Source organism: bacterium (genome assembly GCA_018814885.1).
GTDB lineage: Bacteria > Krumholzibacteriota > Krumholzibacteriia > LZORAL124-64-63 > LZORAL124-64-63 > JAHIYU01.
Window position 1 is genome coordinate 1 of sequence record JAHIYU010000097.1, and the last position, 22,981, is coordinate 22,981.

Annotated in this window: 10 protein-coding genes; 4 read left to right on the top strand and 6 right to left on the bottom strand. The window is 69.2% G+C overall.

Annotated features, from left to right (window positions below):
* Nucleotides 1-450: 450 nt before the first annotated feature.
* Nucleotides 451-1,170 (top strand): response regulator transcription factor, encoded by a 720-nt coding sequence (locus tag KJ554_05925; GenBank protein ID MBU0741877.1) that lies wholly within the window; start codon nt 451-453, stop codon nt 1,168-1,170.
* 16 nt (nt 1,171-1,186) lie between these two features.
* Nucleotides 1,187-2,680 carry a HAMP domain-containing histidine kinase gene (locus KJ554_05930; protein MBU0741878.1) on the top strand — a complete coding sequence of 498 codons (1,494 nt, stop codon included), beginning with the start codon at nt 1,187-1,189 and terminating at the stop codon, nt 2,678-2,680.
* Between the two features lie 10 nt (nt 2,681-2,690).
* Here KJ554_05930 and KJ554_05935 read toward each other — a convergent pair whose 3' ends face one another.
* The gene (locus KJ554_05935; GenBank protein MBU0741879.1) at nt 2,691-4,463 is read right to left on the bottom strand and encodes a Na+:solute symporter; all 1,773 of its coding nucleotides are present in this window, start codon (nt 4,461-4,463) and stop codon (nt 2,691-2,693) included.
* 178 nt (nt 4,464-4,641) lie between these two features.
* On the opposite strand from KJ554_05935, the gene KJ554_05940 reads away from it, so the two are divergent.
* Both KJ554_05940 and KJ554_05945 read left to right on the top strand, forming a co-directional pair.
* Nucleotides 4,642-5,997, top strand: coding sequence for an arylsulfotransferase family protein (locus KJ554_05940; protein ID MBU0741880.1), 1,356 nt, complete (start codon nt 4,642-4,644; stop codon nt 5,995-5,997).
* Nucleotides 5,998-6,236: 239 nt separating this feature from the next.
* Nucleotides 6,237-6,899, top strand: coding sequence for a lamin tail domain-containing protein (locus tag KJ554_05945; protein MBU0741881.1), 663 nt, complete (start codon nt 6,237-6,239; stop codon nt 6,897-6,899).
* A gap of 75 nt (nt 6,900-6,974) precedes the next feature.
* On the opposite strand, the gene KJ554_05950 is transcribed toward KJ554_05945, so the two are convergent.
* From KJ554_05950 to KJ554_05970, 5 genes are all read right to left on the bottom strand, one after another.
* Nucleotides 6,975-8,315, bottom strand: a complete 1,341-nt coding sequence (locus KJ554_05950) for an NADP-dependent isocitrate dehydrogenase (protein ID MBU0741882.1) — start codon at nt 8,313-8,315, stop codon at nt 6,975-6,977.
* A gap of 153 nt (nt 8,316-8,468) precedes the next feature.
* Complete coding sequence (locus tag KJ554_05955; protein ID MBU0741883.1) at nt 8,469-8,822, bottom strand: STAS domain-containing protein; 354 nt, start codon at nt 8,820-8,822, stop codon at nt 8,469-8,471.
* Complete coding sequence (locus KJ554_05960; GenBank protein MBU0741884.1) at nt 8,815-10,908, bottom strand: SpoIIE family protein phosphatase; 2,094 nt, start codon at nt 10,906-10,908, stop codon at nt 8,815-8,817. The genes KJ554_05955 and KJ554_05960 overlap by 8 nt, the downstream gene beginning before the upstream one ends.
* A complete protein-coding gene (locus KJ554_05965; GenBank protein MBU0741885.1) occupies nt 10,905-13,007 on the bottom strand; it encodes a PorV/PorQ family protein in 2,103 nt (700 codons plus the stop codon). Before KJ554_05965 ends, KJ554_05960 begins: the two co-directional genes overlap by 4 nt.
* On the bottom strand, nt 13,004-22,891 hold the full coding sequence (locus tag KJ554_05970; protein MBU0741886.1) for a DUF11 domain-containing protein: 9,888 nt from the start codon (nt 22,889-22,891) through the stop codon (nt 13,004-13,006). Before KJ554_05970 ends, KJ554_05965 begins: the two co-directional genes overlap by 4 nt.
* Nucleotides 22,892-22,981: the final 90 nt, after the last annotated feature.

The window sequence follows — 22,981 nt, forward strand, 5'->3', positions numbered from 1 at the left end:
CATCGCTACTACGACCGGGCGACCGAAACGCCGGCCTTGGGGGTGAACAGGCGGCACGAGTTGAAGTACGCGTACTGATGAGTGAACTTGGCCGATCCATTTCGATCTCATCTATAGCGGGGACAATCACAGTGGCACAACAAAAAGGACTCGGGGCGACCCCCGCCGGTAGCCCCGAGTCACGGAACCCAAGCTGCGAGCAAAAGCTCTGTGCCCGGTCCCTGCATCGTCCTTCCGGATCCCGGCTCGCTGCCATCGCCCGGAGAGGAAACTAGACAATGCAACGATACCGCCCGGATATCACAACTCTATCACGCTGAAATCATATCTTCGGGACGAATGCGCGGTCGTTCCGGAATCCGGAGTATGAAAGCGGACAATAAGTTGGGCCTGTGATAGGATCGTGATAAACACATGCGATACTTACCCTGAAATGCGAGAGGTGATCAGTTGGCGAGCCAGGCGAATCGACGTGTCCTGATCGTGGAGGACGACTGCGACCTGACCGAGGTCGTGACGCTCCACCTGCAGAACGAGGGCTACGAGGCCGTCGCCACTCACGACGGGCGCGCGGGGCTCGACGCCTTCGCCACCGGCAAGTGGACGGCGATCCTGCTTGACTGGATGCTGCCCGGCCTGTCGGGTCTGGATGTGTTGCGCGAGATACGGGAGCAGGACCGCCAGATCCCGGTGTTGATGCTCACTGCCCGCGGCGAGGAAGCGGACAAGGTGCTCGGGCTCGAACTCGGCTGCGACGACTACATGACCAAGCCGTTCAGCCTGCGGGAGTTGACCGCGCGCCTGAATGCCTTGCAACGGCGTGTCGAACTGGCTCGTTACATAGCACAGGGGTCGAGCGAGGACAAGATCCTCGATTTCGGCTCCCTGGAGATCGATCATGCCAAGCGCAAGGTCGTCGTCCGCGGCGAGCCGGTGAAGCTGACCCTGAAGGAATACGACCTGCTGTTCACCCTGGCGTCGCATCCCGGGCGCACATACTCGCGCACCCAGCTCCTGAACAAGGTCTGGGACCAGGACTCGGACGTATACGAGCATACGGTCAACTCGCACGTGAATCGCCTGCGGGGCAAGATCGAGGAGAATCCAAACCGGCCCCGCTACATCCTTACCGTTTGGGGAATCGGCTACCGGTTCACCGACGATTTCTGACCGGCTGAGAGGAACGATGATCCGCGGGAGCTTCTTCAAGACCCTGCATCTCCGCATGTCGGTGCTTTTCCTGGCGCTGCTCGCGGTGGTGTTCGTGGGTTATTACCAGTGGGTCAACCGGACCATCTACGAGGTGGAATGGGCCCCGGGCGAGGAGCAATGGCACAACGAGCTGCAGGAAGCGGAGTCGGACAGCCTGGCAGCTCTGCTGACCGCGACGCTCGACGACTCGACGGCGCGCCACCTGGTCCTCGCCGACTACGGGCGCCATATCGCCGCCTTCGACGCCGAGCTGGCCCTGGTCGACGGCAGCGGCTGGATCCTGGCCACGACCCGGCCGGACAGCCTGTCGCGCATCCTGCGTTTCGTCAGCCCGGTCCTGCTGGATTCCATGTCGCTGGACGACTGGGACTACAGCTCCTACCCCGATTCCTACGACATGGACGCCTACGTGAACCGCATCACCGGCGTGCTGCCGATCCGCGTGGACGGCGACAGCACCGCTCCGGCCGATGCCTGGCTGCTCTCCAGCTTCAAGCCCCTGGCAGTCAGCACGACGGACCTGGACTACGAGGACCGCATCCGCCGGATCCGCGGCGCCGGCGCCATGCTGCTCTACGCCTTCCTGACGGGGCTGGTCATCATGGCCTGGGTCAGCCGTCGTATCAGGGCGCTTTCGGCGGATATGGCGAAGTATCGCGAGGGGGACTACGAGCATCGCGCCAGCGAGGGCGACCGGGACGAGATCGCGACACTGGGGCGGGACTTCAACCGACTCGCCGACAGTCTCACCGACGTGATCGGGAAGCTGAAGCAATCCGAGGAGTACCGCAAGCAGCTCGTGGCCAACATCTCACACGATCTGCGCACGCCCATGGCCAGTCTGCGCGGGCACGTGGAAACGCTGACCCTGCACGACCAGGACTTGTCGCCGGAGGTTCGCGAGCGCGCCTTGAGCACCATCGCCGCAAACACCGACAACCTCGAAGCGCTCATCGAGCGTCTCTTCGAGTTGACGCAGCTCGAAAGCGGCCGGATGGAATACCGTCGCGAGGCCTTCTCCCTCGAGGAGCTGTCCCACGAGGTACTCGCCCGCTGCGAGGGGCCGGCCGCCGAGAAGGGCGTCGCGCTCCATTGCGACGTGGCGGGCGAACTGCCCCTGGTGGACGCGGACCCCCTGCGCATCGGCCAGGTCCTGCAGAACCTGGTGGGGAACGCCGTCAAGTTCAACCGGGTCGATGGCGAGGTGCACCTCATCCTGACCGCCAAGGCGGACGGCGTGGCCGTGGAGGTCCGCGACACCGGTATCGGCATCGCCTCGGAGGATCTCCCCCACGTCTTCGAGCGGTTCTACACGGCCGAGAAGAGCCGGACCGCCAAGGGCGCGGGGCTGGGCCTGGCGATCGCGCACCGCATCGTCACCGGGCACGGCAGCGAGTTGACGATCGAGAGCGACAAGGACGTCGGCACGGCATTTCGTTTCACCCTGCCGGCGGCGAACCTGGACTGACCCCCCGCATTCAGCCCCGCACGAGCTCCCGCGCCACTACGGCACCGCCCGCCACGGCCATCCCCAGCAATACCAAGGCCGCCGTCCAGTCGCCCAGCAGCGCCTTGCCGAGACCGAAGGTCAGGCCGTAGGTCATGGCCACCCCCGCAGCCCAGGGCCGCAAGGTCCCCCAGGCGAGGCCGGTCCCGGTCGCGGCCGGCCGGCCGGCCGCGACCGGGCCCCAGATGCCGCCGGGTCCCACGCGGGCGTGGAACGCCCGCAGTCTATCCATCGCCACCGGGCGGGTCAGCAGGGTCACCGTCAGCCAGCAGATCACCGATACCGGGGCCAGCACCAGCGCCTTGTGATGGGTCTCCAGCGCCATGCCGCCGATACGCGCCGGCGTGGCGAAGAGCGCGTAGGCGGATCCGTTCTGGAGCCAGGCGACGAGCTCGAAACCGACGGCGACCACCACCGAGGAGGCCAGCGCCGCGATCTCGCTCCAGGCGTTGATCCGCCACCAGAACCAGCGCAGGATCAGGACGGGGCCGATGCCCGCGCCCATGGCCCAGACGAACAGCCAGGCCTTGCCGATCGAGGTCAGGGCGAGGGCGACCATCACCGCCAGGCTCATCAGCACCGCTACGCAGATCTTGGCCACCAGGACGGCCTCCCGCTCGCCCGCGTCACGGCGCAGGAAACGCCGGTAGATATCGTTGACGAGGTAACTGGCGCCCCAGTTCAGATGCGTGTCGATGGTCGACATGAAGGCGGCGAAGAACGACACCAGCAGCACGCCCAGCAGCCCGGGTCCCAGCACCTTCAACATCACGAGCGGATAGGCGGCTTCCTCGCTGACGCCCTCGGGCACGGCGGGGATTAGGACCAGGGAGCAGAGCGCCACGATGATCCACGGCCAGTAGCGCAGGGCGTTGTTGGCGATCACGAACCAGAGGGTGGCGCCGCGGGCGTGGCGTTCGTCGCGGGCGGCGGCCATGCGCTGGATCAGGTAACCGCCCCCGTCGGCGTTGTGGCTGGCCCACCACATGACGGTCACGAAGACGGTGAACTTGAAGAGGTCCGTGTCGAGCCCCATCCCGCCGCCGGGCACGAAAGCCAGGGTGCCATCGTTGAACAGCGGCGCCGTGACCAGCTTCTCCCGCAATCCGGACAGCCCCCCGACACGGTCCAGGGCTGCCACGGCCAGGGCGATCGAACCGGCCATGGCCAGGGCGAACTGGATCACGTCCGTCACCACGACGCCCCAGAACCCGGCCATCAGGGCGTAGCTCAGGGCCAGCGCCGCACCGACGGGAATGGCGATCTCGCGGGGGATGCCCAGCACCATCTCCGCCACGGTGCCCAGTCCCAGCAGGACCCAGCCCATGACGATCAGGTTGTAGAGGATCGCGAAATAACCCGCCTTGAAACCGCGCAGTAAGGCCGCCGGCTTGCCGGAGTACCGCATCTCGATCAGCTCGTTGTCGGTGACCACGCCGGCCCGGCGCCAGAAGCGCGAGAAGAGGAAGACCGCCAGCATCTGGCTCATCACGTAATGCCAGCCGAACCAGTTGAACCAGATGCCGTCTTGGCGGACGAAGCCGGTCACCGCCAGGGGCGTGTCGGCCGCGAAGGTGGTGGCCACCATGCTCGTGCCCAGCACCCACCACGGCAACGAGCGCCCCGCCAGGAAGTACTGACCCATCGACGACGAGGCACGCCGCCTGAAGGCGAGGCCCAGACCGATGGTCAGCACCAGGTAACCGAGGATCACGATCCAGTCGGCGGTATGTAGCTGCGACACGCGATCCCCCCGGTGCGATCTGCTGCGGCTGCGGCGAGCGGAGACAGTATCGGCGGAAAGGCGACGCCGCGGCGAGGGAAAAGTATGCCCCCCGCCCCCGGCGAGGTTCCCTTGTGCGCGCCGCGCATGGTAGACTGGGAGCCCGCGTCGCCCGTCGTCATGAATGAGAGAGGTTCCCGTGTCCGCCGGCAGCCGCCATCAGCGGGGACATGCCCGCCGTCGCCCATGGCGCGTCCCGCTCATCATCGCCCTGGGCGGACTGTTCGCGTTGGCGGGTCTCCGCCTGCTCCTGTCCAGCGACGGTATCCGCGGCATGGTGCGCTCGCTCGTGACCCGCGCGGAACCGGACTCCCCGGACGGGCAATGGAATCCCGTGCGGCCGGTCGTCGCCGACGACCGGCTCAGTCCCGAGCAGCGGGAAAAGATCAAGCGGCTGCTCAGCCTGGGCTACGCCGGCGGCACCAGGCCCGCCTCCGTCGCGTCCGGCGTCACCGTCATCGATGAGACTCTGGCCAGCCGGGGACTGCGCTTCTTCATCTCGGGCCACGCGCCCGAGGCGATGTTGATGACCCGCGACGGGGAGATCGTCCACGCCTGGCGCTACGCCTACGAAGACCTCCATGCCTCCCGACCCGCCGTCTTCCCGCCCCCCGTCTCGGCGACCGGTTGCTGGCGCCGGGCGCGGCTGTTGCCCGACGGCGACCTGCTGGCCATCTACGAGGGCCATGCGCTGATCAAGCTCGACAGGCGTTCCCGGCTGATCTGGAGCTATGCCGGCAAGTGCCACCACGACCTGGACCTGGACGCCGGCGGCAACATCTACGTGCTGACGCGCGAAGCCGACGTCGTGCCTCGTCTGCATCCCGACGATCCCGTCCTGCTCGATTACGTGACCTTGCTGGACCACGACGGCGTCTTCCAGCGCAAGATCCCCCTGCTCGAAGCCTTCGAGAACTCTCCCTACGCCGGGCTGCTGCCGAAACCCGGGGTATCCGGCGACATCTTCCACACCAACACCCTCGAACTGCTCGACGGGCGTCTGGTCGATCGCTCACCGGCGTTCAGAGCCGGCAACATGCTGATATCGGTGCGGGAGCTGGATGCGATCGCCGTGCTGGACCCCCGCACCGAGACCATCGTCTGGGCCGCGAAGGGCTCCTGGTCCCGCCAGCACGAACCCACGGTCCTGGCCAGTGGCAACATCCTGCTTTTCGACAACGTGGGCCACCGGGGCCACTCGTGCGTCCTGGAAATCGATCCCGTCTCGCTCGAGTCGATCTGGGAATACGCCGACGGACCCCAGACGCCGCTTTTCTCCGAAACGTGCGGCGCCGGCCGACGCCTGGCCAACGGCAACACCCTGATCGTCGAATCGGACAACGGGCGGGCCCTGGAAGTGACGCCGGACACGCGGATCGTCTGGGAGTACTACAACCCCCACCGGGCCGGCGAGGAACGGGAGCTGATCGCGGCGATCCCGGACATGGAGATCCTGCCGGACGAGGCCTATCCGGTCTGGCTGTCCGACCGTTGAAGCCGGGCGCGTCCCGCCCATGTGAGAATATCCTATTGAACAAACCGTATCGTCAGACAAGGCGTTCGGAATCAAGTGGAGACGAAAGTTGAGCGATACTCCAGAGATGTGATATAATATGTTCTGCAGTGAATTATTGTGCGCTGGGCGCCCCGATCCCGCGTGCCTCATCCCCACTGCTGGATTCGAACGAGCGCGTTCCCGGTCGCACGGCCCGCTTTTGCGCTGGAGGTAGCATTATGACCAAGTTAACGCTGATCCTGACCCTGATCCTGGCGGCAGGCCTGGCCTCGGCCCAGTCCGATGTGCTGATCAACGAGGTGGACGCCGACACCGATGGCACGGACATCCTCGAATTCGTCGAGTTGTACGGCGATGCCGGCGCACCTCTCGACGGTCTCGTGCTGGTGTTCTACAACGGCAACGGCGACGTTTCCTACGACGCCTTCGACCTGGACGGCTTCGCCCTTGACGGCAGCGGCTTCTTCCTGCTGGGCAACGCCGGCGTGGTGCCCACGCCCTCGATCATCTTCGCATCGAACGGCCTGCAGAACGGGGCCGATGCGGTGGCCCTCCACGTCGGCGACGGCGCCGACTTCCCGACCGGTACGGCCGTGACCACCACCAACCTGATCGACGCCGTGGTCTACGACACCAACGATGCGGACGACGCCGGCCTGTTGGCCCTGCTGCTGCCAGGCGAGCCGCAGCTGAACGAGGGCGGCGGCGGCAACAGCGCGGCCCACTCCAACATGCGCTGCCCCGACGGCGGCGGCGGCGCGCGCGTCACGACGAGCTTCTACCAGTTCCTGCCCACGCCGGGGGTCAGCAACAACCTGGCCTGCGAACCGGTCGCCGACGAGCGGATGAGCTGGGGCGGTCTGAAGTCACAGTACAGGTAGGTTCTTCGCCCCCGCATGACGCAAGGCCCCTCCACGGTGGAGGGGCCTTTTCGTGCGTCGCGGCCGGACCGGCGGTCACATCCTGGCGACGATCGCCTTCGCGAACCCGGAACAGCTCACCTCGGTCACGTCCTGCCGGCCCTCGCCCTTCATCAGACGGGCCAGGTCGTAGGTCACGTGGCCGTCCCTGATGGTCCGCTCCACGCCGTGCAGGATGAGGTCCGCGGCATCGATCCAGCCCATGTGGCGCAGCATCATCTCGGCCGAGAGGATCAGCGAGCCGGGGTTGACCTTGTCCAGGCCCGTGTACTTGGGCGCGGTGCCGTGGGTGGCCTCGAAGAGCGCCACCTCGTCGCTCATGTTGGCGCCCGGCCCCAGGCCGAGGCCGCCGACCAGCGCGATGGCCGCGTCGCTCATATAGTCGCCGTTGAGGTTCGGCAGCGCCAGGACGCTGTACTCGCCCGGGCGGGTCTGGATCTGCTGGAAGATGGAGTCGGCGATGCGGTCCTTGATGAGGATCTTGCCCGGGGGCATCTTGCCGTCCAGTTCGTCCCACAGTCTCTTCTCGCTGATGAAAGCGTCGCCGAAGTCGCGCGCGGCCAGCTCGTAGCCCCACTTGGCGAAGCTGCCCTCGGTGAACTTCATGATGTTGCCCTTGTGCACCAGGGTCACCGACGGCAGGTCGTTCTGGATGGCCCATTCGAGGGCCTTGCGGACCAGGCGCTCGGTGCCGAACACGCTGATGGGCTTGATGCCGATGCCGCTGTCGATGCGGATCTGGCGGCCGGTCTTCGCCTTGATCAGCTCGATGATGGCCAGCGCCGTCTCGCTGCCGCGCTCGAAGTCGTAGCCGGCGTACACGTCCTCGGTGTTCTCGCGGAAGATCACGAAATCGACCTGGTCGGCGTACTTGTTGGGACTGGGCACGCCCTCGAAGTACTTGATCGGGCGCACGCAGGCGAAGAGGTCCAGGTGCTGGCGGAAGCGCACGTTGATGCTGCGGAACCGCTCGCAGACGCCGTCGTCCTTGCCGCACTTGTCGCACGTGCCGTCATGATCCTGCTGGTGCGAGCAGTGCAGGCAGACGTGGGTCTCCTCGCCGATCGGGGTGGTGAACGGGCCCTTGATGGCGATCTTCAGGTATCTGATGGCGTCGACGGTCTCCTGCGGAAACTCGCTGCCGTAATGCTGCAGGCCCTCGAGTCCCGCGTAGAGTGGGCACCAGGCGATGGAACGCCGGCCGCCGTAGGCCCCGGTGACGGCGCCGTCGACCACTAGCTGCATGGCGGGTGTGATATCCAGGCCGATGCCGTCTCCGCGCAGACAGCCGATCACCGGACGATCGCCGGTGACGAGCTCTCCGTCGACATGCTCGATGAGGTCGCCTGCGGGGATTTTGACTTCTTTGAAATCCATCGCGCCATCCTCCATTCGCGTTCTTGCACGGGGCCAAACCGGGTAAAGATACGCGATGGGAGGCGCAACTTCAAGCTGCAGCGGGCAGTGGCAGGCGGCACGCACGCCGACGGCCTCTGCAGGCCCGGCCGGCCGGGACGCCGCGGATGACGGTCAGACGGGGGCCAGTTCCAGCGCCGACACGACATCCGGCGCGAGGTCGAGGAACTGGTCCAGGTTGAGCAGCTTCAGCACATGCCGCACCGAATGCACGGGCGCCGCGAAGATCACGTTGCCGCCCGTCCCCTTGAACTCCTCGCTGATGACCAGGAAACTGCCCAGCCCGCTGGAGGAGACGAAGGAGACGTCCGCCAGCGACACGACCAGTCTCTTGTTGCCGGCCGCTCTCAGGGCGGCGCACTCCTCCCTCAGGACCTGCGCCGCCGCGGCGTCGATCCGGCCGCTGACGTACAGCACGGGGTGGCAATGCTGGTCCGTGACCAGCTGGGTTTTCATCTGACTAGACATGAATCTCCTCACTTTTGTCGCTGTCGAGCAGCGATCTGAATCCGACGAGGTACAGATTTCCCACCGCCGTGCCCGGCAGGTAGGTCTTGTCGCTGGCCAGCTTGTCGACGACCAGCATGCCGAGGCCGCGTCCCTTCAGACGGTTCACCTTGTCCGACAGATCCGGCGGCGTCCAGCCCGCGGGGTCGAACGGCGCCCCCCGGTCCCGGATCAGGAAATGCCCCCGTAACAGGGTGGGGTCGCCCTCGCCGTCGGCGTCGGCGTCCGGCTGCCACCAGATATCGAGTGACCGCTCCGTGTCCCCGCCGTACCCGTGCTCGGCGATGTTCGCGCAGATCTCGTACAGCCCCGTCTCGAGCAGGGCCCTCTCCTCCTCCGGGATTCCCTTCAGACCGGGTGTCATCCCGATCCACCGACCGATCTCGCCGAGCTGATCCAGATCGGCGTTCAGCTTGAGATGCAGGGCGTGGAGCAGGTTGTCCAGCAGGTCCTCGTCGCTGGTGAATCCGTTGACACGATCGGCCACCCGCCTGTGGACCGCGCCCTCGCGGCTGATGGCCAGCAGGGTGAGGTCGTCGCTCTGGGGCAGATTACCCGACCAGCGTCGGGCCCTCTCCTGCAGGGTCTTCAGCAGGGTCCGGCGGCCCGACCCGGACTTCTCCGCCAGCACCTCCACGATCCGTCCGAAGCCGAATTCCTCCTCGGTGTGCGCGTGCGGAGCCTCGTTCAGGCCGTCCGTGTACTGCAGCGCCAGATCCCCGGACGCCAGGACGATCTCCGCGTCCTGGAGCGTGCCGGCGAGCACGCCCCCGCGCATGGCACCGATGGGGATGCCCCGGGTTTCGAACCTCTCCACCTCGCCGCTCTGCGCCCGGTAGACGAGCAGGGGGCTGTGGGCCGCCGAGGCGTAGGTGAGCACGCCGCTCTCCGGGTTGAGGATACCGAAGAAGGCGGTCACGAAGACTCCCGGCGCCAGTTGATCGACCAGCCCGTCTTCCAGGGCGATGAGCAGTTCGCGGGGCGAATCGAAGCGGTCGCGCAGGGAGCGGATCAGCACGGCCAGCATGGACGTCACGAGACAGCCGCCGAGACCCTTGCCGGCCACGTCGGCTATGATGCAGCCGACCCGGCCGTCGGGCAGCCGAAAGACGTCGAAGAAGTCGCCGCCGACCTCCGCGGCGGCCTGATAGGACCCTTCGATGACGAATTCGCCGGCGACCGTGTAGGACTTGGGCAGCAGGGAGAGCTGGATGTCCCGGGCCAAATCCATCTCGTGCGCCAGCCGCTCCTTCTCCACCAGGCCCCGCTGGGACTCCCGGATACGGGCGGCCATGTCGTCGACGGTATCGGCCAGCAGACCCAGTTCGGTGCGGTCGTGCATGTGCATGGGACTGTCCAGGTCGCCGCGACCGATCCTCTCGAGACCCTTGCGCAGGACGGCGACAGGACGCAGCAGCTGGCGCATCAGCAGCACGGACACCGTCAGGCTGACGAGCAACAGCGCGGCGGAAACCAGGAGCAGCTGACGCCTGGCCCGCGTCACCAGGGCTTCGACGGTGTCCCGGCGCAGCCCGACCACGGCGCGGCCGAGTCGCTGGCCGTCGGTGCGCAGGGCGTCCACCGCCGCGACCAGCAGGTGGCCGCTGCCCAGGAACACCTCGCCTTCGTCCAGCTCCAGACTCGTCTCGACCGGCACCAGGCTGTCGAGCAGGGCCAGGCTCATGCCGTACATCCGGACATCGGAGTGCCCCTTGATCGTGCCCTGGTGGTCCAGGACCGCCACCACCGCCAGGTCCGGGCGCTTCATCTGGATTTCGGACACTACGGGGTTAAGAGTGAGTTCGGGGAAGTCGTCCAGCAGGGCGTCAGCACTCAGATGCGCCAGGTTCGAGGCCTCCAGCAGCAGACGGGCCTCGACTTCCGACGCGAGCAGCTCGCGTGTGTTCTTCTCGGACACGGCCCCGACGCCGATGACACAGATCGCGACCAGCGTCGCCGCGGCGCCGCTGACGATCAACCTCATGCTCACCACGCGCCGGGGTTTCGGCCGCCCTGCGGCCCCGACGCCCTTGCCGTCAACGGTCATCGCACACCTCCGGCGCCGTCCCTGCTGCTATCCTGCAGCGCGCGGATCCGCGCCTGCTGTTGCCGTGCGCGCTCGAGATAGCCCTGGGTGCGCGGATCGTCCGGCGCCACGCGCAAGGCCTGCTCCCAGATCTTGACCGCGCCGGCCAGATCGCCCGCGGCGTAGGCCGCCATTCCGCGCGTCAGGTATTCCTCGCGCAGGGCATCGCAGACCTCCTGGCCGTGCGGGTTCTCGGACCACACCAGTTCCCAGATGCGCACGGCCTCGTCGGCGTCGCCGGCGTCGAAGAGCTCGCGGGCGCGACGCGAGAGGGCCGCGAGTTCCTGGCGGCGACTGGCGCTGAGCGTCGGCGGGAGCGCGCCCGTCCCGGTCTTGGCGTCGGCCCGCACGGGCGGTTCGTTGCCGAGGGCCGCCAGCTGCGCCGCCATCTCGTGCTCGCGTTGCCGACGCTCCTGCTCGTAGGCGAGTTGGCGACGGCGCTCGCCGATGGAAGAGCGCAGGCTGGACAGCGTGTCCGCGGGAGCGCCCAGCGACGCCGCCCTCGCGACCGCCGCCTCGGCCTCGTCGACCAGCCCCACCCGGACCAGGCTTCGCGCCTCGCCGCAGACGGCCGCCAGACGCTGGGTCCGCTTGCGCTGGACCCGGTCGAGCATGGCCAGGATGTCCGCGTCCTGCGGGGCGAGCCCCAGGGCCTCGGCGAAGAGCCCGTGGGCCTCGTCGAGCTCGTCGGCGACGAAGGCGTCGAGGCCGCGCGCGTAGAGATCCTCGATGTCGTGCGAACGCCTGGCGCTCACCGCGCTCAGGTCGCGCAGGCGCTGCAGTTCGGCCTGGGCCACGGTATCCTGCGGCGCCTTGGCCGTGAGCTGGCCGAGCGTGATGATGGCCGAGGCCAGGTCGCCCGCCTGCACCTGCACGCGGGCCAGGTCGCCGAGCACCTCGAGCTCCAGGGCCGCGGCCTGGGCGTTGTCGGGATCGAGCAGGCGCGACATCGACAGGCGGTCCAGGGCGTTGGAGTGGTCCCCGGCCGAGAAGGCGCTGCGGGCGGAGGCGAGCAGCTGCTCGCGTCGCGCGCGATCGCTCTCGGCGAAGGCCCGGTCCATCTGCAGGCGTTGATCCTCGGCGGCCCGCGCCAGGGCGTCATGGCGGACCTGGTCCACCGGCGGCCCGTGCAGGAAGCTCACGCCGAGCCGCTTCACCGCGCCCAGGCGATGATCCTCGAAGGCGAAGTCGACGAGCACGTCCCGCCAGCGCAGCCCGAAGCCGGCGGTCAGGGTGCCGGCCAGGACGCCCAGACGCAACGCGGCCTGGTCGCGATAGTCTACCTCGGCGCCCAGGTGCAGGCGCGAGTCCATGCCCGCCGTCTTTTCCAAGTCCAGCGAGAGCAGACCCCGGAGCGTCTCGCCGAGCGGACGGCGCCAGGCGGTGCCGAGGCGCATGGCGCGGGGGTCCGGCACGCTCTCCACGTCGAGGCGGACCGACGGCTCGACCAGGTTGCGGATTGCCAGGCCCAGGGTCCAGGCCCGGGCCGCGGGCGAATCGCCGCCCCGCAGCACGAGCGGATGCACGAGCACGCCGGCGTCGATGCCGAAGCCGCTGCCCGCGTAGCCCGCCAGGCTATGCCGCTGCAGCTTGAAGCCGCCGCCGACGTTCACGCCGGACCGGAGGGCGCGGGCGTATGCGAGCAGGATCTCGAGTTCCTGGTCCTTCAGATCGTCGGCCAGCAGGACGTTGCGATCGTCTCGGGATTCGATGCCGTCCACGCCGAAAGTGCGGAGTGTCAGCGAGGCGTTGCCCAGGCGCCAGTGCGGGTAGGCCAGGGAGACGTACTTCTCCGAGAACCCCATCCCGAAGAGGTTCGTGCTGGTGAACTCGACGTGCCGGCGGTCGAGCAGGGCAAGCCCGGCCGGATTCCAGAGCGCGGCGCTCGCGTCGTCGGCGATGGCCGCGTACGCGCCGCCCAGGCCGATGGCGCGGTTGCCGGCGCCCAGGGCGAAGACCGAGCGTACGCCGCCGTCGTCCGGAAGCGCGAACGCCGGCGCGGCGGCGAGGACCGACAGCACGGCCAGCAGCAGGACGATGACGGGACCGCGCCGTCTCATCTCACCACCGCCACTTTCCGCCGCAGCAGGGTCGACGTCCCGTCGTCTCCCCCGACCGACAGTTCGGCCACATAGACGCCGTTGCGCACCACGTCGCCGCGTCCGTTGCGACCGTCCCAGGTCACGTCCTGATGGAGCCCCGCGGCCAGCGCGGCGCCGTCGAGCAGGGTGCGCACCAGTTCGCCGCGCGGCGTGTAGAGGCGCAGATCCACCGTCGCGCCGCCGCCGAGGACGAACACGAAGGCGGTGCGTTCGCGTCCCGCCGCGAAGGGATTCGGGAAGTTGCTGTAGCTCTCTTCGAGGGTGGCCGCGGTCAGCGTCCCCGCTTCTGTCCAGAACGGAAACACCTGGCCCGGCGCGGGCAGGATCCTCACCGCGACCAGTTCGCCCTCGGGCTGGCGGGCCGAGATGTCGTCCAGGGCGAGGCCCAGCGAGATCGACGCGGCGGCGGGATTCTCCACCAGGATCATGCGGATCTCGAGCGTCCCCGCAGCGCCGGGCCCTAGTTCGAGCACCTCGTAGGGCGTGATCACGGCGGTCGTGTCGCTGCGGGACAGGGGACCGCTCGTGCCCCAGGGAGCGCCTTCCAGGTAGGCCAGGATCTCGCCGGCGAGATCGCCGAGCGCCGTTTCCGTCTTCGCGGAGCCGCGGGCCCGCAGGGCGACCCCGTCGACCACGAGATTGCCGGCGTTGGCCGGCGCCGGATTCGCGAGTCCGAGCCGCATGACGGCGGTCTCTCCGGCCAGGGCGGAGATCACGGCCGGCATCAGGTCTTCGGCCGACACGATCAGTTCGTCGGAGGCGACCCGGATCATGCGCGGCCCGCTGGACAGGGGCACCACCACGCCGGCGTCGGCGGTGACCGTGACGGGCGTGTGCAGGTGAGCGTCGACCGCCCGGACGCCCTCCGGCGCGAGCAGGAAGGAGAAGACCTCGACGCCGGAGCCGCTCAGCAGATCGACGGCAACGCCAAGGGTAATACTGGACGACGGCGCCACGATCACCCCAGCCACGGGCACCGCGACGTACCCGTCGATATTCCCGTTGCTCAAGGCCGCGCCGACCACGTCCCCGCCGGAAAGGACCGTGACGCGGTGCAAGAAGGTCTCCGTCCCCAGGCCGGCGCCCGTCCCGTCGACGCACTGCAGCCGCAACGTGTCGACCGCCACCGGCGCCGTGCCGGCCGACGCCGGATGGCGCAGATCGACCTCGAGCACCGGCTGGCCCAGAGCTCCCTCGGTCAGCGTGGGCGGACCGCTCGGACGCCCGCCCAGATGGACCAGCGTCGCGGGGATCACGATGTCGAAGGGCGCGGCGAGCAGCGGGAACGGATCGGCGACCACTGGTACCGGCACGCCCGAATTCGCGTCCCGCGCGTCCCAGTACTCCGCGTCGTCGACCGCGAGCCGGTACATGCCGACGGGGGCTTCCGGACGCAGATTGCCGCGGATCTCCAGCTCGACCGACTGGCCGGCAGCGACGGCCACGGGCGTGCTCACCGGCAGGGCGAAGGGCTGTCCCAGGCCGGGTTCTACGTCCAGCCAGGCCAGCTGGTCGCCGCCGACCCACACGCTGAGCCCGGCCAGCACCGCGGCCGGGTCGGCCAGGGGCAGATCATCGGCGCCGAACAGGGACACCGCGGCCACGCCGAGCTGGATGCCCGCGTCGAGCTCGGTCTCGCCGGGATTGGTCACGGACAGGCCGGCCAGCCTCACCCCGGCCTGTCCCAGGCTCGCCTCGGGATCGCCCGCCGCGCCCGCCGTCACGTGCAGCGCCGCAGCTCCATCCACGACCCGGGTCAACTCGGACATCACGGGGTACGCGCCTGTCTCCAACACGACCTCGACGGCGCTGCCCGCCACCACGTCGGTGGCCGTCAGGCCGGTCTGCGCCAGCACCAGGCGGAACTCCGCCCCGGCCGCGCCGATCGCGACGTCGAGGTTGATGGTGATCACGCTGCCGGCGCCCGGCTGCAGGACGAGATCAGCGGTGGGCGACAGGTCGAGTTCGGGGCCGTCGTCCTCGCCGACGACGTGGGAATGCAGCAGCACGCCGTCCGCGCGCATCTTGACGCCGGTGAGCAGGCCGCCGGCCAGGACCGGCTGGCCGAACCCGTCCTCGAGGCCGACGACAAGACCTACGATGCGCACGGCGGCCGAGCCTGCGTCGCCGGGATGTGCGAGTTCGAGCGTCAGGGCGCTGACGTCGGTCTGGCCGCCGTTGACCGCGAACGGCAGCTGGGAGAGCGTCGACATCACCAGGCTGGGCGGCGGCGCGACAATCAGGATCGGACCGCTGGAGATGGGCAGCGAGATCAGCGGCGCTCCGCCGGGTGTCGTGCCGCCCGCCGTGCCCGACAGCACGACGGTGCCGACGGTCCCGGCCGCGAAGGTCCAGGCGAAGGTGTCGATTTCTCCCGGCGCCAGGTCGAAGGCGCCGGGGTCCGGCCCGCCCGTCGGAATCAGGCCACCGTCGCCCGTCATGGCCAGCGCCGAGGGGACGATGCCCTCTACGGCCTCGATGCCAGAGTTGCGGACGGCCATGCGGACGTTCACCTGCTGCCCCGTGATCACCTCGGCGGGAGCGGCCTCGAGGGCGACCTGCAGGGGGGCACGGCTCAGCAGCAGCGTCCCCCCGGGTGCGATCCCGACGTCTAGCGGTCCGTCGTTGTTCGAGGCGTACTGCAGCCCATCGACCGGCAGCGCCAGCAGCACCGTGGTCGAATCCGTGAAGGCGGCGGCGCCGATGACGCCCACGTAGAGGCGCGCGCCGGCGGCCCCGACCGGCTCGCCCAGGCCGCCGGCGACCCACAGGCCGTCCTGCGGGACCAGCGCACCGAGATCGAGATCATCCGCGCCTTCGCCGGCGCCGGCGTCGAACGCACCGTCGCCGCCGTCGCGCCACAGGCGCAGCTCGGCGAGGTCGCCGGCTGTCGCGGAGCCGAGGTTGTCACAGCTCAAGCGCTCCAGCACGTCGTCGGCGTGGCCGTTGCGGGGCACCGTCAGGTCGAGGGCGATCACAGGCCCCTCCCCGGGGGCGACCGAGCGCGAGGGCACCGGCCTCGCCGTCACGGCCGACGCGAGCAGCCCGTCCACCACCAGTCCGCCCGAACCCAGGGGCCAGTTGCCGGCCAGCTCGGCGTTTTCGGCGAACTGCACGTCCACGGCGCTGGTGATCGCCGCGGCGACGTTGTCGCCGTCGGCCGCGTCCTCGGAGGACAGGCGTGCGGTGACGAAGAGGTGGCGCGTCGTCGAAGGCGGCACGGCCCAACCGAGTCCGCCGAAGACGGCGGTTCCATCGATCAGGCTGGCGGCGCCGAGCACTTCGGTCGCGTCGCCCACGGTGTAGGCCCCGTCGTGGTCCGCATCGTCCCGGAGCAGGAGCTGCGAGACCACGCCGTCCAGGACGGCCTGATCCTCCGTGTACGGAGAGGTGACCGATCCGGTCACCCTGAGGCCCGTCAGGGTCCGCGGTTCGTCGAAGGTGTTGGTCGCGGTTAGATGGAGCAGCAGGGATTCGCCGCCGTCCGGGCGTACGCTGCGCCAGGGGATCGTGGCCGCCGACAGCCAGAGGCGGTCGGTGCCGCTGACGACCTGTGCGAAGGGGTTGACCAGCGGCGCGTCGAGCGGACCGTCGGCGCCCCCGCCGGTCGTCACGCCCCCCACCGGGATCGCCAGCTGTACGCTCCGCTGCCCCTCCGCCGACGGAGCGGCGTCGACCGAGATCATCACGCGGACGCCGCCGACGGGCACGGTCCGCGAGAGGCCGGCCAGGATCCAGCGGTCTCCCGTCCACGCCAGCTCGCCGAGCTGTTCGTCGCTGATCGTGGAGAAACTGCCGTCGCCGTCGTCCAGCCAGGCTCGGACCGCGGCGATTTCCGAGACGGGCCGCGCGGTGCCCAGATTGACGACCGACAGTGCGTTCAGGACGTGGGGCGCGTACCCGTCGGCGGGCAGGATCGTCTTCAGGGCGAGATGGTGGGTGCCGCCGGGCGCCAGCACGCCGGCGTCCACGGGTTCCACCGTCGCCTGGGCCGCCACGAAGCCATCGACGACGAATGCGGACGAGGTCGTCAGCGGCCAGGTTGCATTTGTCGTAACCGTGCGTGTGTAAACCAGATCCGTCTCTTCATTCAGAGTCAACCCGAAGCTGTCGCCATCATGGGACGTCGCCGAGGCGGCACCGGCCGCCACCAGCCTGACCGTGTCGCCGGGCGCCAGCGTCACGTCGAGACCGGTGAAGGTAACCGCGCCGTCGAGCCAGCCGGCCTCCGTAGCCGCCACCAGGATCCGGCCGCCGTCGACGAGACGCCAGAGGGACAGGCGCGCCCACGAGGCGTCGAGCTGGGCCTGGGTGCCACCGCCGACGGTGGCGTTGACGAGCGTCATGACGTCCAGCGTGTCGGGCACAACGGACCAGTTCACGAATTCGAGGGCGAGCACGTCCACGGCGGCGCCGAGCGGATAGACCGGCGCGTCCGGCAGCGCGGTCGCCGACGCCAGCACGTGCCCCTCGCCCGGCAACGCCACCTCGACCTCCACGTCGACCGCGTCGTTGTCGGGGACCGGATCGACCTGGTCCAGATCGATGACGCGGGCGCGATGCAGGAGGCGGGAACCGCCCGTCCGCTCGTCGACCCGGACGGTGAGGAACAGCTCGCGTCCCTCGTCGGCCTCCAGGGCGCCCACAGTCCAGATCCCGGTCTCGGCGTCGAATCCCGCCTCGGGCTCCACCGCGAGCAGGCTCAGCCCCGCGCCGAGCGAATCGCGCACGGCCACGCTTGTAGCGTCGTTGGTCCCGTGATTCGTGACCAGGAGCCGGTAGCGCAAGGTGTCGCCCTCTGCCGGTGTCGCGTCGTCGACCGTCATCGCCAGGCCGAGATCGGCGCCTTCCACCGCGATCTCGTTCACGGCCACGTCGTCGTCCGGCTGGGTATCCTCTTCGGGACCCGCGACAACACGCGCGACGTGACGCAACAACTGCCCGGTGGTGTTCTCCAGCACGCGGGTACGCACGAAGAGCACGCGCGGAGTCCGTGATTCCACCTGGTCCACGTCCCAGAGCCAGACGCCGCCCATCCCCTGGGTGAAGGTCTCCGTCGGCGGCGTGTGCGAGATGTACGCGAGTCCTGCGGGGAGGGTGTCGACGACCGTGACGCTCGTCGCGGCGTCCGGCCCTAGGTTGTTCACCAAGAGGGTGAAGTTGATGTCGTCCCCCTCGTTCGGCGTGGTCACGTCGACGAAGGAGACGAGCCCCAGGCCGGCGCCGAGCACGTGCAGCGTCGCGAGGGCACGATCGTTGCCCGGGTCGCGGTCGGACTGGTCCGAGGCCGTGAGGGTGACCGAGCCCGCCAGGTCGGCCCCGCCGTTGCCCGGCAGCACACCGGTCCGCAACGTCAGCGCGACGGTCTCCGACGGCGCCAGTGCCGGCACCGACCAGACCCCCGTGCCCGGTTCGTAGATGCCGGCCTGGGCGCTCCAACCGGTCAGGACCAGGCCCTCGGGCAGCGTGTCCCGCAGCGCCACGCCGGTGGCGGGACTGGGACCCAGGTTGACCAGCGCGACCGTCCAGGCGACCTCGTCGCCCACGTTGGCGGCATCGTGGTCGAGCGCCAGCGCGACCGAGAGGTCGGCATCCGGCTTTATGCGCAGCTCCACGGCGTCGCTCTCGTCCCCTGGCGCCGGATCGTCCTGGTCGACCTCGTCCACGGTGAGGGATACCGTCAAGGTGTCGCCGATGGCCTCCTGGCCCACCGCGACGTTGACCACGAGTTCGGCGAGTCCCCCCATCGCCAGCTCGCCCACGACCCAGCGACCGCCCTGGGGGTCGTAGCCGCCGGGCATGGAAGAGACGAAGGCGAGCTCGGGGGGCAGGTCCTGCCGGAGTACCACGCCGGTGGCCGTGTCGGGTCCCAGGTTTCGGACCGACAGCGTCAGGGCCACCTTGTCGCCCAGGGAGGGTTCGGGGTCGTCCACCGCCAGATCCACCCTCAGATCGGCCGACGGGATGGTGACGGCGGCCTCGTCCTGGTTGTCGGCGGGATCGGGATCCGCGAGGTCGGACTGGACCAGGGTCGCCGTGTTGACGATGACGTCGCCCGCCCCCCCTTCGGCCACGAGCACCTGCAGGAACAGGGTGACGGTCTGACCTGCGGCGACCGGACCGGCCGCCCACAGGCCGCTCGCCGGGTCGTAATCCGCCCAGGCCGGGGTGTGGGACACGTACGCCAGGCCGGCCGGCAGCGGATCGCTCACCACGGCGTAAGACACGTCGTCGGGGCCGTCGTTGCGCAGGGTGAGGGTGTACAGGACGCTCTCGCCCACGAACGGAGCCGGGATGTTGACCGACTTGTCCACGACGAGGTCCGCGCCGCGCACGACCAGTTCCGCCGCGCCGGCGTCGTCGGCGGGGTCGGGATCGCCCGGGGTCGACGCGGACACGGCCGCGGTGACCGACTGGGTCGAGCCGATGGTCCCCGGCAGCACCAGCATCGACAGCGTCAGCGTCTCGCCGGCGCCAGCCGGCACCCCCGACAGCGACCACGCGCCGGCGACGGGGTCGTAGTCGCCGCCGGTGGCGCCCCACGCGACCGGTTCCAGGCCGGACGTCAGGGCCACGTCCAGGATCGCGTCGTCGCCGGTATCGGGACCGTCGTTGGCCACGGCGATGTCCACACGCACGGTGTCTCCCACCGTGGGCGCCGGATCGTCGATCGACAGGACGACGGCCAGGTCGGCGGCGCGCACCGTCAGGGCGGCCTGCGCCAGGTTGTCGGTGTCGTCGGGATCGGCCTGGTCGGACGCTGTCATGCGGACCTCGTTGACCAGCGTCGCGCCGCTGGACGCCGCCCCGATCAGTGCCGTGATGCGCAGTGTATCGGCGTCGGCGACGCCCAGGACGCCGACTGACCAGAGGCCGGAGACGGCGTCGTAGCCGCTCGCCGGCGGATCGTGCGACACGTATTCGGCGCCGGTCGGCAGCGTGTCCCTGGCGGCCACGCCGCCCGCGGCGCTGGGCCCGTCGTTACGCAGCACGAGCGTATAGACGACGGTTTCGCCGGCGGCGGGTGCCGGGTCGTCCACCGACTTGCTCAGGGCGAGATCCGCGCTCTGCTGGGTCAGCAGCGCGCTGTCGTGGTTGTCGGCCGGATCGGGATCCTCCTGGTCCGCGGCGACGATCCAGGCGGTGTTCGTGGCCGTATCGCCCGAGCCGACGTCGAGCTGGACCTCGGCGGTGATCGCGAGGGTCGCCGTCACGCCCGCGGGCACGGTGCCGATCGTCCACAGGCCGGTGACGGGGTCGTAGCCGCCGCGATCGGCCGTGTCCGAGACGTAGACCAGCCCCTCCGGCAGCGTGTCGGCGGCGACGACCGCGAAAGCGTCGTCCGGGCCCTGGTTGGTCACCAGTACCGTGAACACGACCTGCGCGCCCTGCACCGGCATCGGATCATCGACGTTCTTGACCAGTTGCAGGTCGGCCGCGCGCACGGTCACCGGGATCTCGACCTGGTTGTCGGCGACATCCTCCTCGAGCTGGTCGACGGAGACGACCGTCGCCACGTTCACCAGGGTCGTACCGCCGGTTCCCGCATCCACGGACGCGGTCAACAGGAGCACGCAGCTGGCGCCGGACGCGAGACCGCCCACCGCCCAGATCCCGCTGCCGGGCTCGTAGGTGCCCCGGCTGGGCACCGCGTTCAGGTAGGTCAGGCCCGCCGGCAGCAGATCCTGGATCGTGAGGTTGGTGGCGTCGAGCGTGCTGGCGTTCTCCGCGGTTATGGAGAAGGCGACCGTCTGGCCCACGTCGGGGCGGTCGTCGTCCACCGTTCCGCTCAGGACGACGTCGAGCCCCTGGACGTCGATGTCCACCTGGGCGGTGTTGTTGCCCGTGTCCGGGTCGACGGGGCTGGCGAACAGGACTGCGGCCGTATTGGTGATGATGCCGGGCTCTTCGGCGGTGACGGCGGCCGTGAGGTCCAGCGTCGCCGATTCGCCGGCCGTCAGCGACCCCACGTCCCAGTCGCCGGTCACCGGGTCGTAGCCGCCCTGGCTCGTGAAGGCCGTCACGTAGGTGAGCCCGTCCGGCAGCAGGTCACGAACCATCACCGATGTGGCGGGGTCGGGGCCGTCGTTGCGCAGGGCGAGGCTATAGAGGACCTCGTCGTTGCTGGCCGGCGCCGGATCGTCGACCGTCATGTCCAGCGCCAGGTCAGCGGCGAGGACGCGCAGGACGATCGCGAGCGCGTTGTTGTCCGGCGCGGGATCCAGCACGTCCGAGGTGATGACCGCGTCATAGGTCAGCGTCTGACCGATGGCGCTCTCCAGGACGCGGGCCTCGACCTGCAACAGCGCCGCGTTCATGGCGCCCAGCGTGTTGATGCTCCAGACGCCCGCGATGGGTTCGTAAGTGCCGACGCTCGCGACGTGGGAGACGTATTCCAGACCGTCGGGCAGCGCGCCGTCCACCTCAACGCCGGTGGCGGCGTCGGGGCCGAGGTTCTGGGCGCCGACGCTGAGGGTGACGATCTGGCCGACCTCGGGGAACGCGTCGTCGGCGAAGCCGGTGAGCCTCAGGTCCGCCGCCCTGAGGATCTCCACGGACGTCGAGGCCTGGTTGTTGGCCGGATCGGGATCGTTGTCCGGGTAGGAGGTGATGCTCGACGTGTTGACCAGCGTGCGGCCGGCGCTGCCGGGCAGGACCTCGGTTGTGATCTCGAGGATGGCCGCCTCGCCCGGATCCAGGCGTGTCAACTTCCAGACGCCCGAGACGGGGTCGAAGGTGCCGACGTTCGCCGTCGACGAGACGTAGGCGAGTTCCCTCGGCAGCGGATCCGTCACGGCCGCGCCGGACATCCGGCCCGGCCCCTGGTTGGCCAGCGTCACCGTGTAGACGATCTGATCGCCGACCATGGCGGTGCTGCGGTCGGCCACCTGGGCCACGGCCGGATCGGCCACGATGCCGAAGGCGGCCCAGTAGTAGTCCTTGCCGTTTTCGTTGACGTCCTTGTCGCTGCCGAGCTGGAAGCCGTCCTCGCGCAGGCCCTGGATCCGGTTGACGTCGTTGGTCTTGTTGTTGAAGAAGAGTGACTCCCCCGAGGTCGTCAGCGACGCGGTGCGGTGGATGCCGTCCTCGCCGCCGTCCATCTTGGTCAGCACCCAGCTCGGCACGAAACCGGCGGCCGTGATGTCGCGGTTGTCGTTTCCGTCGCCCTGGTAGGTCCCGACGCCCGTGTACCCCGGCTCGGCGCGCCAGGCGATGTAGAAATAGGTGTTGGTGGTGCCGTTGACGGCTTGGTCGCTGCCCACCACGAAGCCCTGATCGGTGAACGACTTGATGCGGTCGTTGATAGCGCCTTCGTTGTCGAAGGGCAGGCAGAAGTCGTCGGGCATCGGGGAGCTACGCTGCAGGCCCTGGGCGTCGTGGTCGGGGATCAGGATCACGTAGCCGGGCAGGAAGCCGACGGCGATCTCGCGGTTGTCCTGGTTGTTGCCGTTGTAGTCGTCCACGACCACGCGGCCCGGGTCGGCCACGAAGGCCACCCAGTCGTAACGGGTGCCGGCGCGGTTGACGTGATCGGCGTTCTTGACCGCGAAGCCGTCGTCGGTGAAATCGCCGAAGAATGCCGTCGAGAGGGGTAGGTCCTTGGCGAGCTCCTTGCCCAGGCCCGCACCCATGCGCGAGGTGCGGATGACGGCGGAGTTGCCGCGGTCCCCCTTGACGACGACCACGTCGGGATGGAAGCCGACGTCGGAGATGATGCGCGAGGCGGTTCCGTCGCCGGTGTACGTGCCGGTCGCCATCTGGGCGACCGCCGGCGCGGCCACCAGCAGGCACACGGCGAGAACGAGTCCCGTCCGGACTCTTCCCCGCCCGTCGCTGCGCATGTCGCTGCGGAAAATCGTTACACATACTCCCGGCTGAACGGCGCGAACAGCCCGCGAACGCCCCCGACGCGCGCCGACGACATCCGCACA

Coding starts and splice junctions, on each gene's coding strand:
- KJ554_05950 (MBU0741882.1), bottom strand. CDS start 8,315: ATGGATTTCAAAGAAGTCAAAATCCCCGCAGGCGACCTCATCGAGCAT.
- KJ554_05960 (MBU0741884.1), bottom strand. CDS start 10,908: ATGACCGTTGACGGCAAGGGCGTCGGGGCCGCAGGGCGGCCGAAACCC.
- KJ554_05930 (MBU0741878.1), top strand. CDS start 1,187: ATGATCCGCGGGAGCTTCTTCAAGACCCTGCATCTCCGCATGTCGGTG.
- KJ554_05945 (MBU0741881.1), top strand. CDS start 6,237: ATGACCAAGTTAACGCTGATCCTGACCCTGATCCTGGCGGCAGGCCTG.
- KJ554_05970 (MBU0741886.1), bottom strand. CDS start 22,891: ATGCGCAGCGACGGGCGGGGAAGAGTCCGGACGGGACTCGTTCTCGCC.
- KJ554_05965 (MBU0741885.1), bottom strand. CDS start 13,007: ATGAGACGGCGCGGTCCCGTCATCGTCCTGCTGCTGGCCGTGCTGTCG.
- KJ554_05955 (MBU0741883.1), bottom strand. CDS start 8,822: ATGTCTAGTCAGATGAAAACCCAGCTGGTCACGGACCAGCATTGCCAC.